General features: G+C 65.9%; 15 protein-coding genes and 1 riboswitch. Of the genes, 14 read left to right on the forward strand and 1 reads right to left on the reverse strand.

Annotation, left to right across the window (positions count from 1 at the left end):
• Positions 1 to 123: 123 nt before the first annotated feature.
• Positions 124 to 702: a hypothetical protein gene (locus QME24_RS23895; protein ID WP_281691072.1), complete on the reverse strand. Its 579-nt coding sequence runs from the start codon at positions 700 to 702 to the stop codon at positions 124 to 126.
• 155 nt (positions 703 to 857) lie between these two features.
• Positions 858 to 1076, forward strand: a riboswitch (cobalamin riboswitch).
• Positions 1077 to 1196: 120 nt separating this feature from the next.
• Between QME24_RS23895 and cobO the strand changes: the two genes are divergently transcribed.
• The 14 genes from cobO to QME24_RS23965 all read left to right on the forward strand — a co-directional run bounded on the left by cobO (position 1197) and on the right by QME24_RS23965 (position 12486).
• Entirely contained in the window at positions 1197 to 1808 is a 612-nt protein-coding gene (cobO, locus tag QME24_RS23900) for a cob(I)yrinic acid a,c-diamide adenosyltransferase (RefSeq protein WP_029887557.1), read from the forward strand.
• Entirely contained in the window at positions 1805 to 3100 is a 1296-nt protein-coding gene (locus tag QME24_RS23905; RefSeq protein WP_029887558.1) for a cobyrinate a,c-diamide synthase, read from the forward strand. Before cobO ends, QME24_RS23905 begins: the two co-directional genes overlap by 4 nt.
• Positions 3097 to 3747: a 5,6-dimethylbenzimidazole synthase gene (gene bluB, locus QME24_RS23910; protein WP_029887559.1), complete on the forward strand. Its 651-nt coding sequence runs from the start codon at positions 3097 to 3099 to the stop codon at positions 3745 to 3747. Before QME24_RS23905 ends, bluB begins: the two co-directional genes overlap by 4 nt.
• Complete coding sequence (gene cbiB / locus QME24_RS23915; RefSeq protein WP_029887560.1) at positions 3744 to 4652, forward strand: adenosylcobinamide-phosphate synthase CbiB; 909 nt, start codon at positions 3744 to 3746, stop codon at positions 4650 to 4652. The genes bluB and cbiB overlap by 4 nt, the downstream gene beginning before the upstream one ends.
• On the forward strand, positions 4645 to 5637 hold the full coding sequence (cobD, locus tag QME24_RS23920) for a threonine-phosphate decarboxylase CobD (RefSeq protein WP_029887561.1): 993 nt from the start codon (positions 4645 to 4647) through the stop codon (positions 5635 to 5637). The genes cbiB and cobD overlap by 8 nt, the downstream gene beginning before the upstream one ends.
• The gene (locus QME24_RS23925) at positions 5634 to 7088 is read left to right on the forward strand and encodes a cobyric acid synthase (protein WP_029887562.1); all 1455 of its coding nucleotides are present in this window, start codon (positions 5634 to 5636) and stop codon (positions 7086 to 7088) included. Before cobD ends, QME24_RS23925 begins: the two co-directional genes overlap by 4 nt.
• Before the next feature lies 1 nt (position 7089).
• On the forward strand, positions 7090 to 7611 hold the full coding sequence (gene cobU, locus QME24_RS23930; RefSeq protein WP_029887563.1) for a bifunctional adenosylcobinamide kinase/adenosylcobinamide-phosphate guanylyltransferase: 522 nt from the start codon (positions 7090 to 7092) through the stop codon (positions 7609 to 7611).
• A gap of 61 nt (positions 7612 to 7672) precedes the next feature.
• A complete protein-coding gene (gene cobT / locus QME24_RS23935; protein WP_029887564.1) occupies positions 7673 to 8728 on the forward strand; it encodes a nicotinate-nucleotide--dimethylbenzimidazole phosphoribosyltransferase in 1056 nt (351 codons plus the stop codon).
• The gene (gene cobC / locus QME24_RS23940; protein ID WP_029887565.1) at positions 8725 to 9291 is read left to right on the forward strand and encodes an alpha-ribazole phosphatase family protein; all 567 of its coding nucleotides are present in this window, start codon (positions 8725 to 8727) and stop codon (positions 9289 to 9291) included. Before cobT ends, cobC begins: the two co-directional genes overlap by 4 nt.
• 1 nt (position 9292) lies before the next feature.
• Entirely contained in the window at positions 9293 to 10021 is a 729-nt protein-coding gene (locus QME24_RS23945; protein WP_029887566.1) for an adenosylcobinamide-GDP ribazoletransferase, read from the forward strand.
• Between the two features lie 82 nt (positions 10022 to 10103).
• Complete coding sequence (locus tag QME24_RS23950; protein ID WP_029887567.1) at positions 10104 to 10508, forward strand: MarR family winged helix-turn-helix transcriptional regulator; 405 nt, start codon at positions 10104 to 10106, stop codon at positions 10506 to 10508.
• A gap of 71 nt (positions 10509 to 10579) precedes the next feature.
• Entirely contained in the window at positions 10580 to 11773 is a 1194-nt protein-coding gene (locus QME24_RS23955) for an MFS transporter (RefSeq protein ID WP_161892414.1), read from the forward strand.
• Complete coding sequence (locus QME24_RS23960; protein ID WP_256217120.1) at positions 11770 to 11892, forward strand: hypothetical protein; 123 nt, start codon at positions 11770 to 11772, stop codon at positions 11890 to 11892. Before QME24_RS23955 ends, QME24_RS23960 begins: the two co-directional genes overlap by 4 nt.
• A 45-nt stretch (positions 11893 to 11937) precedes the next feature.
• Complete coding sequence (locus QME24_RS23965; RefSeq protein ID WP_029887569.1) at positions 11938 to 12486, forward strand: glutathione peroxidase; 549 nt, start codon at positions 11938 to 11940, stop codon at positions 12484 to 12486.
• The last annotated feature ends 125 nt before the right edge of the window (positions 12487 to 12611 follow it).

Below are 12611 nucleotides of genomic sequence, written 5' to 3' on the forward strand. Positions count from 1 at the left end.
GACGGGAGCGGGCGGCTTTGGTTACTTTGGCCAAGACCAAAGTAACCCGCCGTAAGGGCGGAAAGGTGACTCGGCGCGGCCTACGCGAACGAATACCTATGCGGTTTCAACGCCCACGTTGTTTCAAGCCTGCTTCAGCAACAACGCCACCCCCGGAAAGTACTGCCCCAGCTCGTTATGCAACTTGCGGTACGCATACGGGAAGTACCAGGCCACCGCGCACGCGCTGTGTTTCTGCAAGTCGTCGACCATGTCCTGCAACTCTTCAGGGCTGGCGTGCTGGCCAGCTTTCCATGGGCTGATGAACAAAGCCCCTGCCTTCAACTGGCTGGGGTAGGCCACCTGCCGGGCGCGCACAGCGGTTTCCTGCAATGCAGCTGCCATGTCCAGCTTCGCCAGCCTTGGCCACCGCTGACCCACGCTCAGGTACAGCACTTGGTCAGCACTGCTGATCGACAGATCGCAGCGCCCCTCATGGTCACCTTCATCGCGCTGCTTCTTGCCGGCAAACTGCTGTAACGCCGCCAGCTCAGCCTCCCACGCCGCGGCTGCCAGCACCCCGGCATTGGCAGCCGCGCCGTGCCAGTAAGGTGCCTCGCCATCGCCGTAAAACTGGTTGCAACGGTCAATGCAGTCGACCCAGCGTTCCAGCACCGGGCCAAGGAGCTCCAGGTTCGGGTTGTTGATGAGGTGGCCTCGCATGCTGCACTCTCCTTTTGTCATTGTGGTGGCGTACAGTCGCGCGTGATGGCTATGTGCTATCAGTGTGGCACAGCCTGGAGAATTGGCCAGCGTCGCCGCATTGCAAGTTCGCACTCCCTGCCCACTCCGATTGACGCTCCCGGTGCAACCCTCTAACCTTCGCGCGTGTTTCAGGTGCCCTGCCAGCCCCGACTGGGCAGGGTGAAACTGGGAAGCCGGTGGGCGCCAGCATGGCGCGAGTCCGGCGCTGCCCCCGCAACGGTAGGTGAGTCGCGGCCGCGCAGGGCCACTGGGTGTTTACCCGGGAAGGCGCGCAGGCCAGGGCCAAGGCCCCCTCACAAGCCCGGAGACCGGCCTGATATCTGCCAACGGCATCACGGAGGGTGATGCGCGGTGCACCGTGGCCCCTTGCCATGGCCCCTGCGCGTTCTCCGTCTGCCTGCCTACTCTTTATTGCCGCGCGTTGCCGTGGTGACAGCCAGCGGAGAACCCTGATGAGCGAACCCACCGAACGCGACGAACGCCACTTGGCGCGCATGCAGCGCAAGAAGGCAGTCATCGACGAACGTATCGCCAACTCCCCCAACGAATGCGGCCTGCTGCTGGTGCTGACTGGCAATGGCAAAGGCAAGAGCAGCTCGGCCTTCGGCATGCTTGCGCGGGCCCTGGGCCATGGCATGCAGTGTGGTGTGGTGCAGTTCATCAAAGGCCGCAACAGCACCGGTGAAGAGCTGTTCTTCCGCCGCTTCCCCGAGCAGGTGCGCTACCAAGTGATGGGCGAAGGCTTCACCTGGGAAACCCAGGACCGCCAGCGCGACATCGTCGCCGCCGAAGCCGCCTGGGCGGTGTCCCGTCAGCTGCTGCAGGACCCCAGCGTGCAGTTCGTGGTGCTGGACGAGCTGAACATCGCCCTCAAGCACGGCTACCTCGACCTTGACCAGGTCCTGTCCGACATCCAGGCCCGGCCGCCGATGCAGCATGTGATCGTCACTGGCCGCGGGGCCAAGCCTGAAATGGTCGAGCTGGCCGACACCGTGACCGAGATGGGCATGCTCAAGCACGCCTTCCAGGCCGGCATCCGCGCACAGAAAGGCGTAGAGCTGTGAGCCAGGCGCGCCACTGCCCAGCCGTGCTGATCGCGGCTCCCGCCTCCGGCCAGGGCAAGACCACCGTCACCGCCGCACTGGCCCGCCTGCACCGTAACCGCGGGCGCAAGGTGCGGGTGTTCAAGTGCGGGCCGGACTTTCTTGACCCCATGATTCTGGAGCGGGCCAGTGGCGCGCCGGTGTACCAGCTGGACCTGTGGATGATCGGCGCGGAGGAAAGCCGCCGGCTGTTGTGGGAAGCGGCAGGGGAGGCCGACCTGATCCTGATCGAAGGGGTGATGGGGTTGTTCGATGGCACCCCCTCCAGTGCCGACCTGGCACGCCATTTCGGAGTGCCGGTGCTGGCAGTGATCGACGGCACGGCCATGGCCCAGACCTTCGGCGCGCTGGCCCTGGGCCTGGCGCGCTACCAGGCCGACCTGCCGTTTGCCGGGGTGCTGGCCAACCGGGTCGGCAGCCTGCGCCACGCACAGCTGCTGGAAGGCAGCCTGACCGAAGGCTTGCGCTGGTATGGCGGGTTGTCCCGCGAGCGTGGCATCGAATTGCCCAGCCGGCACCTGGGCCTGGTCCAGGCCAGCGAACTGAACGATCTCGATGCCCGCCTGGACGCCGCCGCCGAAGCATTGGGGGCCAGTTGCGATGCGGCGCTGCCGCCACCGGTGTGCTTTGCCGAGCCGGCAGTACACGCCTGCGCAGCCTCGCTGGCCGGTGTGCGTATCGGCGTGGCACGCGACGAGGCTTTTGCCTTCACCTACGGTGCCAACCTCGACCTGCTGCGCAGCCTGGGTGCCCAACTGGCCTTCTTCTCGCCGCTGCACGACCGCGAACTGCCTGCGGTAGACAGCCTGTACCTGCCAGGTGGCTACCCCGAATTGCACCATCACGGGCTGGCGGCGAACGCGCCGATGTGCGCAGCGATCCGCGCCCACCATGCCCAGGGCAAGCCGCTGCTGGCCGAATGTGGCGGCATGCTGTACCTGCTCGAGGCGTTGACCGACGTGGCCGGCGAGCGCGCCGAACTGCTCGGCCTGCTGCCAGGGGAGGCGACCATGCAGAAGCGCCTGGCGGCCTTGGCCTTGCAGGCAGTGGAGTTGCCGGAAGGCACCTTGCGCGGGCACACCTACCACCATTCCCTGACCACGACCGGGCTGGACCCGATTGCCCGCGGCCTGAGCCCCAACGGCGGCCGCGGCAATGAAGCGGTGTACCGGATCGGGCGGCTGACCGCCTCCTATGTGCATTTCTATTTCCCCTCCAACCCGCCTGCGGCGGCGGCACTGTTACGGCCATGAGCGAACACGCCTTCAGCGCCGCCGAACGCGCTGCCATCTACCGGGCCATCGGCGAGCGCCGCGATATGCGCCATTTCGCGGGTGGGGACGTGGCGCCGGCTGTGCTGGCTCGCCTGCTGGCCGCTGCCCACCAGGCGCCGAGCGTCGGGCTCATGCAACCCTGGCGTTTCATTCGTATCACCCGGCGTGAACTGCGCGGGCAGATCCAGGCCTTGGTCGAGGCGGAGCGGGTGCGCACTGCCCAGGCCCTGGGCGAGCGCTCCGACGCGTTCATGAAACTGAAGGTGGAAGGCATCAACGACTGTGCCGAGGTGCTGGTGGCGGCCTTGATGGACAACCGCGAACCGCACATCTTCGGTCGCCGTACCCTCCCTGAAATGGACCTGGCGTCGCTGGCCTGTGCCGTTCAAAACCTGTGGCTGGCAGCACGTGGTGAAGGCCTGGGCATGGGCTGGGTGTCGCTGTTCGACCCGCAGGCCCTGGCGGACCTGCTGGGTATGCCGGCGGGGGCCAAACCGGTGGCAGTGCTGTGCCTGGGGCCGGTTACGGCGTTCTACCCGGCGCCCATGCTGGTCCAGGAAAACTGGGCCCAGCAGCGGCCCTTGAGTGAAATGCTGTTCGAAAACCAATGGGGAGAGTGCCAATGAGCGTGGCTATGCTGACCGTGGCTGGCGTGGCCCTGGATGCGTTGCTGGGCGAGCCGCAGCGCCGCCACCCACTGGTGGCTTTCGGCAACATGGCCAATCACCTGGAGCGGCGCCTGAATGCCGGTGGCCGCGGTTGGCGCAGCCACGGTGTCAGCGCCTGGTTTCTGGCCGTGGTGCCGCTGACCCTGGTGGCGCTGGTGCTGTCCTGGCTGCCCTGCATTGGCTGGCTGGTTGATGTGCTGGCGTTGTACTGCGCTGTGGGGCTGCGCAGCCTGGGCGAACATGTGCTGCCAGTGGCTCAGGCGTTGCGCCAGGGCGACCTGGACGAAGCGCGGCGCCGGGTAGGTTTTCTGGTCAGCCGTGAAACCCGCGAGCTGGACGCGCCTGCGGTAGCGCGGGCAGCAACCGAGTCGGTGCTGGAAAATGGCAGCGACGCTGTATTCGCTGCGCTGTTCTGGTTCGTGGTGGCCGGTGCGCCGGGCGTGGTGTTGTACCGCCTGAGCAATACCCTCGATGCCATGTGGGGTTACCGCAATGCGCGTTTCGAGCGCTTTGGCTGGTGCGCAGCGCGCATCGACGACGTGCTCAACTATATTCCCGCCAGGCTGGTGGCGCTGACGTATGCGCTGCTCGGCAAAACCCGTGTGGCCCTGGCCTGCTGGCGCAAGCAGGGCCCCTTGTGGGACAGCCCCAACGCCGGCCCGGTCATGGCGGCCGGTGCAGGTGCGCTAGGTGTCGAACTCGGCGGCCCGGCGGTGTACCACGGCGAGCTGCACGAGCGGCCACGCCTGGGCGAGGGGCCGGCGGCCGATGCCGACGCCATCGAGCGTGGCTGGAACCTGGTGCAGCGCGGCGTATGGCTGTGGTTGCTGGTGATTTGCCTGGGGGCCTACCTGGATGCTTGAACACGGCGGTCGCCTGCTGCGTGCAGTGCATCAATACGGGATTGCCCGTGAGCACTGGCTGGACCTGTCCAGCGGCATCGCGCCGTGGGCGTTTCCCATTCCGCCCATTCCTGTTGAAGCCTGGGCCCGCTTGCCGGAAACCGAGGACGGCCTGGAAGCGGCCGCGCGCCGCTATTACGGCGCCAGCCAGGTATTGCCAGTCGCTGGCTCGCAGGCCGCGATCCAGGCCTTACCGCTGCTGCGTGCCAGCGGACGGGTCGGGGTGCTGGGCCCCTGCTATGCCGAGCACCCCCATGCCTGGCAAAGGGCGGGGCACCAGTTGCTCGAGTTGGACGAAACACAGGTCGAGGCCGCACTCGACGGCCTCGACGTGCTGGTGCTGGTCAACCCCAACAACCCCACAGGGCGCCGCGTGCCCCGTGAGCAGCTGCTGGCCTGGCACGCCCGGCTGGCTGCGCGCGGTGCCTGGCTGCTGGTGGATGAAGCCTTCATGGACAATACCCCCGCAGACAGCGTGGTGGATTGCAGCGCACGCCCTGGTCTGATCGTATTGCGCTCGTTCGGTAAGTTCTTCGGCCTGGCCGGCGTGCGCCTCGGTTTCGTGGCGGCCGAGCACAGCCTGCTGTTGCGCCTGGCCGAGTTGCTTGGCCCGTGGACCGTCAACGGCCCGACCCGGGTGTTGGCCCAAGTCAGCCTGGCTGACCAGGCCGCGCAGCGTGCCCAAACAGAACGCTGTGCCGCCGCCAGCCAGCGACTGGCGGCAATGCTGCACAGCGCAGGCCTGACGCCCACCGGCGGCTGTGACCTGTTCCAGTATGTACGCAGCCCAGGCGCAGCCCACCTGCACGACTTTCTCGCCCGTCGCGGCATTCTGGTGCGGCTGTTCGAGCAGCCTGCCGCAGTACGCCTGGGGCTGCCCGCCAGCCTGGCAGATGAGCAACGCCTGGCCCAGGCCCTGGCGGCCTACCAAAAGGAAACGGCATGACCACCCTCATGGTGCAAGGCACCACCTCCGACGCCGGCAAAAGCACGCTGGTAACTGCATTGTGCCGTTGGCTGTTGCGCCAGGGTGTGGGTGTGGTGCCGTTCAAACCGCAGAACATGGCGCTGAACAGTGCCGTAACCGCCGATGGCGGTGAAATTGGCCGCGCCCAGGCGGTGCAGGCCCAGGCGTGCCGGCTGGCGCCGCACACCGACATGAACCCGGTATTGCTCAAGCCCAACAGTGATACCGGCGCCCAGGTGATCATCCATGGGCGTGCCGTCACCAGCATGAACGCGGTGGCCTACCACGACTACAAAGCTGTCGCCATGCAGGCAGTGCTGGCCTCGCACCAGCGCCTGAGCGCTGCCTGGCCGGTGGTCATGGTCGAGGGCGCGGGGTCGCCGGCAGAAATCAACCTGCGCGCGGGCGACATCGCCAACATGGGCTTTGCCGAAGCGGTCGACTGCCCGGTGATCCTGGTCGCGGACATCAACCGTGGTGGCGTGTTCGCCCACCTGGTGGGCACGCTGGAACTGCTGTCGCCCAGTGAGCAGGCGCGGGTGCAGGGCTTTGTGATCAACCGCTTCCGTGGCGACATCGCGCTGCTGCAACCAGGGCTGGACTGGCTGGAGGCACGCACCGGCAAGCCGGTGCTGGGCGTGTTGCCCTACGTCACCGACCTGCACCTTGAAGCCGAAGATGGCATCGACATGCGCCAGGGCCGCAAGCAGGACCGCGTGCTCAAGGTGATCGTGCCGGTGCTGCCGCGTATCAGCAACCACACCGACTTCGACCCTTTGCGCCTGCATCCGCAGGTAGACCTGCAATTTATCGGCCCTGGCCAGGCGATTCCGGCTGCCGACCTGATCATCCTGCCTGGCTCGAAAAGCGTCCGCGGCGATCTGGCACAGCTGCGCGAGCGCGGTTGGGACAAGGCGATCGAACGCCACCTGCGCTATGGCGGCAAACTGATCGGAATTTGTGGCGGCCTGCAGATGCTCGGCCATGAAGTGCATGACCCGCTGGGGCTTGAAGGGGCTGCCGGTTCAAGCCGCGGGTTGGGCTTGTTCGACTACGCCACCGTGCTCGAAGCCCAGAAGCAGTTGCGTAATGTCACCGGCACGCTGAACCTCGAGGCTGCGGCGGTGAGCGGTTATGAGATCCATGCGGGTGTCACCCGCGGCCCGGCCCTGGCGCAGCCTGCCGTGCAGTTGGCCGATGGCCGCAGCGACGGTGCCATCAGCGACGACGGGCAGGTGCTGGCCACGTACCTGCATGGGCTGTTCGAAGGCAGCCATTCATGTGCCGCCCTGCTGCGCTGGGCGGGCCTGGACGATGTGCAGGTCATTGACTACGAAGCCCTGCGTGAACGTGACATCGAGCGCCTGGCCGACCTGGTGGACGCGCACCTGAACACCACCTTGTTGCGCCAACTGTGCGGGGTGGCCTGACATGCGCAGCCTGATCCTCGGCGGTGCCCGTTCGGGCAAAAGCCGCCTGGCCGAGCAATGGGCCACTGCCAGCGGCCTGCCCGTGACCTACATTGCCACCAGCCAGCCGCTGGACGGTGAAATGAACGAGCGGGTAGCGCTGCACCGGCAACGACGCCCTGCCGCCTGGGGTTTGATCGAAGAGCCCCTGGCATTGGCGGCGGTATTGCGCGCAGAAGCGGCCGAGGGGCGTTGCCTGCTGGTGGATTGCCTGACCCTGTGGCTGACCAACCTGCTGATGCTGGAGGATGACCAACGGCTGGCCCACGAGCGTGATGCGCTGCTCGATTGCCTCGAGCAACTGCCTGGCACGATTATCCTGGTCAGTAACGAAACCGGCCTGGGGGTGGTGCCCATGGGCGAGCTGACCCGGCGTTATGTCGACCTGGCCGGCTGGATGCATCAGGCGGTGGCCGAGCGCTGTCAACGCGTGGTGTTGACGGTTGCCGGGTTGCCATTGGTGCTCAAGGGCGCCGCGCCATGACCCAGCCATGCACCGTGCAACCCCCACTACCCATTGTCCAACCCTGAACAGGCTTCCCCCGATGATCCAACCCTGGTGGCAAACCCCCTGCCAACCCCTCGACAACGCCGCCATGGACCAGGCCCGCGCGCGTCAGCAGCAACTGACCAAGCCTGCCGGCTCGCTTGGCCAGCTGGAAGGCCTGGCCATTCAGCTGGCCGGTTTGCAGGGGCAGGAACGCCCCGTGCTGGACCAGCTGGCCATCACCATTTTTGCTGGTGACCACGGTGTGGTCGAGGAAGGCATCTCGGCCTACCCGCAGGCGGTAACCGGGCAGATGCTGTGCAATTTCGTCGGCGGTGGCGCGGCAATCAGTGTGCTGGCGCGGCAACTGCACGCCAGCCTGGAGGTGGTCGATCTCGGCACCGTCGACCTACAGCTGGAACTGCCCGGCGTGCGCCATTTGCGCCTGGGGGCCGGTACCGCGAACTTTGCCCGGCAGCCGGCGATGACCGAAGACCAGCTGCTGGCAGCCCTGCAGGCGGGCCGCGACAGCGCCTTGCGCGCGGCCGAACAGCGTGCGCAGTTGTTCATTGGTGGCGAGATGGGCATCGGCAACACGACTGCCGCGGCTGCCGTGGCCAGCGTCTTGCTGGGCTGCCCGGCGGCACAGCTGAGCGGGCCTGGTACCGGCCTGGACAACGCGGGTGTGCGGCACAAGGCGCAGGTCATCGAACAGGCGTTGCGTCTGCATGGCCTGCGGGCTGACGCGCCGTTGCAGGCATTGGGGTGCGTTGGCGGGTTCGAGATCGCTGCCCTGGTCGGCGCCTATATCGGCTGCGCGCAGTCGGGTATCGCAGTACTGGTCGATGGCTTCATCTGCAGCGTTGCTGCGCTGGTGGCGGTGCGCCTGAACCCGCAGTGCCGGGCCTGGCTGCTGTTCGCTCACGAAGGTGCCGAGCCTGGGCACAAGGCCCTGCTCGCGGCGCTGCAGGCCGAGCCGTTGCTGGCCCTGGGCCTGCGCCTGGGCGAGGGCAGTGGCGCCGCATTGGCGGTACCGCTGTTACGCCTGGCGTGTGCGCTGCATGGGCAAATGGCGACCTTTGCCGAAGCCGCTGTGGCGGACCGCCCGGCATGATCCTCGACCTGCTGCGCCACGGCGAAACCGAGCAGGGCGGGCTGCGTGGCAGCCTGGATGACGCGCTGACCGACCAAGGCTGGGCCCAGATGCGCAGTGCCGTGGCCGGTGCCGGCCCGTGGCAGGTGTTGGTCAGCTCGCCGCTGCAGCGCTGTGCGCGGTTTGCCGATGAGCTGGGTGCGCACCTGAATTTGCCGGTGTGCCGGGTGCCTGCCCTGCAAGAACTGCACTTTGGTGACTGGGAAGGCCGCAGCGCCGCACAGATCATGCAAGACCAGGCCGATGCGCTGGGGCAGTTCTGGGCAGACCCCTACGCCTTCACGCCGCCTAACGGCGAGCCGGTGCACGCCTTTGCGGCACGGGTGCTGGCGGCGGTCGAGGGGTTGTACCAGCAGCACGCCGGCAAGCGTGTGCTGCTGGTCACCCATGGTGGGGTGATGCGCCTGCTGCTGGCGCGTGCTCGCGGCTTGCCCAGGCACCAACTGTTGCAGGTCGAGGTCGGGCATGGTGCCTTGGTCCGCTTGTTGGTGAGTGAGGGCGGGCTATTGGTCGAGGAAGGTTGAGATGCTGCCGTTGCCGTTCTGGATTGCCTTGCAGTTTCTCAGCAGCTTGCCGGTGAGTTTACCGGGCATGCCCGCCGCCCGTGAGGTGGGCCGTTCGCTGCTCTATTATCCGCTGGTCGGGCTGCTGTTCGGGTTGCTGTTGTGGCTGGCAAGCCACCTGCTGCAGGGCACGCCGGCGCCGCTGCACGCGGCGTTGCTGTTGGCACTGTGGGTGCTGCTCAGCGGGGCCTTGCACCTGGACGGGCTGGCCGACAGTGCGGACGCCTGGCTGGGCGGCTTTGGCGACCGCGAGCGCACGTTGCGGATCATGAAAGACCCACGCAGCGGGCCAATGGCCGTGGTAACCCTGGTACTGGTGCTGTTGCTGAAGTTCTGTGCCCTTTGGGTGCTGGTCGAGCAGGGCGTCACTGCCCACCTGCTGCTGGCGCCGCTGCTGGGGCGGGCGGCGATGCTGGGTTTGTTTCTGTGTACCCCATACGTGCGGCCAGGTGGCCTGGGGCAGGCATTGGCGGAGCATCTGCCACGGCGCGCCGCGGGCTGGGTACTGCTGGGTTGTGCGCTGTTTTGCCTGTGGCTGGGCGGGTGGAGCGTGGTGCTGGCGCTGGCGGTATTTGCCTGGCTGCGGCAGCTCATGCGCCGACGCCTGGGTGGCACAACGGGCGATACGGCCGGGGCGCTGCTGGAACTGCTTGAGCTGGCGGTGGTGCTTGGCATGGCGCTGGGGCTCTGAGCATCGTGTCACTCAAGCGTCGCCTCGCCCGGCGCCATGAAACTTCTTGCAACAGGCAATACGCGGGTATATACACGTATCCATGCTGACCAGTGAATGCCTTTGTATCCATTTGCGCCGTGCTGCCCGTGGGGTGACCCGGCATTACGACGAAGCCCTTGCCGGCTTCGGGGTGAATGTCGCCCAGTTTTCGCTGTTACGGCACCTGCAGCGCCTTGAGCGTCCCAGCATCACAACCCTGGCCGAGGCCATGGGGCTGGAGCGCAGTACGTTGGGCCGCAACCTGCGTGTGCTGCAGGCTGAGGGCTTGGTAGCCCTGGCCGAGGGCGATGACCAGCGTAACCGTGAGGTGTTGCTGACCGCAGCCGGCAAGCAGTTGCTGCAAGCTGCCCACCCTGCCTGGGAGCAGGCACAAACCGATTTAGTGGAACGCCTGGGGGGCGGGCAGCGTGATCAACTGGTGCGCCTGCTGAACCAGCTGGCCTGAAATGATACGACCATAAGCGGGTATATACCCGTAAACCTTGCGATGTGCTGGAGATAACGATAATGACTTCGGTGTGGCGAACCAGCGGATGGGTATTGGTGGGGGCAGCGTTGATTCTGGCGTTGTCATTGGGTGTACGGCACGGTTTCGGCCTGTTCCTGGCGCCCATGAGCGCCGATTTTGGCTGGGGTCGTGAGGTGTTTGCCTTCGCCATTGCCTTGCAGAACCTGATCTGGGGGCTGGCGCAACCCTTTGCCGGCGCTTTGGCCGACCGCCTGGGCGCGGCCCGGGTGGTGATTATCGGCGGTATTCTTTATGCCGTGGGGTTGGTCCTGATGGGCACGGCCGACTCGGCCTGGTCGTTGTCGCTGAGTGCGGGCTTGCTGATTGGTATCGGCCTCTCCGGCACTTCGTTTTCGGTGATCCTCGGTGTGGTCGGGCGGGCTGTGCCGGCCGACAAGCGCAGCATGGCCATGGGCATCGCCAGCGCCGCAGGTTCGTTCGGCCAGTTCGCCATGTTGCCGGGTACCCTGGGCCTCATCCAGTGGCTGGGTTGGTCGGCGGCCCTGTTGGTATTGGGGCTGCTGGTGGCATTCATCGTGCCTTTTGTGGGCCTGCTGCGCGACCGCCCATTGCCCAGCCATGGTGCCGAGCAGACGCTGGGCCAGGCGTTGCGTGAAGCGTGTTCGCATCCTGGGTTCTGGCTCCTGGCGTTGGGCTTCTTCGTCTGCGGTTTCCAGGTGGTATTCATCGGCGTGCACCTGCCGGCCTACCTGGTTGACCAGCATCTGCCCGCGAGTACCGGTACCACGGTGCTGGCGCTGGTTGGGCTGTTCAATATTGTCGGCACCTTCACGGCTGGCTGGCTGGGTGGGCGTATGTCCAAACCGCGCTTGCTGACCGGGCTTTACCTGCTGCGGGCGGTGGTGATCGTGCTGTTCCTGTGGGCGCCGGTGACTCAGTTCAGTGCCTACCTGTTCGGTATCGCCATGGGGCTGCTGTGGTTGTCTACCGTGCCGCTGACCAATGGCACCGTGGCGACCGTGTTCGGGGTGCGCAACCTTTCCATGCTGGGCGGTATCGTGTTCCTGTTCCACCAGCTGGGTGCGTTCCTGGGGGGCTGGCTGGGTGGGGTGGTGTACGACCGCACGGGCAGCTATGACCTGGTGTGGCAGATCTCCATCCTGCTCAGCGTGTTGGCTGCCGCCCTGAACTGGCCGGTACGCGAACGCCCGGTCGCCCGCTTGCAGGCGCAGGCAGCATGAGCCGCTATTGGGTTCGCGGGCTGCTGGCTGTTGCCGGAATATTGCTGCTGGCGCTGGTGTGGTGGGGCTGGCACCGCGGGGGCTTGGCGTTGATGCAGTTGGGCATGAGCGTCTGTTAGGCGCTACCCTGCAAGATCAAGGCTTGGATTGCGGGAGCAACAGACATGCGTATACAGGGGTTGACGGTGACGGTGCTGGGCTTGCTGGCCAGTGCGTCGAGCTGGGCGGCCGATTGCCCGGCGTTATTGCAGGGCAGCTTGCCGGAATTGCGGGGCAAGGGGCAGATCGAGCTGTGCGAGCGGTTTGCCGGTAAGCCTCTGGTGGTGGTGAACACCGCCAGTTACTGTGGTTTTGCGCCGCAGTTCGAGGGGCTTGAAGCAACGTACAAGGCGTATCACGAACAGGGCCTGGAGATGTTGGGTGTGCCGTCCAATGACTTCAAGCAGGAAGACGCCGATAGCGAGAAGACGGCCAAGGTGTGCTATGCCAATTACGGTGTGACGTTCACCATGACCAAGGCTCAGCCGGTTCGGGGCAAGGATGCGATTCCGTTGTTCGTTGAATTGGCCAACCAGAGCAGTGCGCCGAAGTGGAATTTCTACAAATATGTGGTTGATCGCAAGGGCAAGGTGATTGGTAATTTTTCCAGCCTGACCAAGCCGGATGATCCGGCGTTCCGGGCGGCTATCGAGAAGGCTATTGCGGCGCAGTGATGGAGGGTTATTGCGTAGCTTGAAAGCTTTTTGGCGCTGGTTTTGGTGGCGCGAAAACTCCAGCTGCGATAGCGACGCATAGTCACCTTTTCGCCCTTACGGCGAGTCACTTTTTGTCAGACGCG

It is taken from the genome of Pseudomonas sp. PARCl1 (assembly GCF_947311875.1).
Lineage (GTDB): Bacteria > Pseudomonadota > Gammaproteobacteria > Pseudomonadales > Pseudomonadaceae > Aquipseudomonas > Aquipseudomonas juntendi.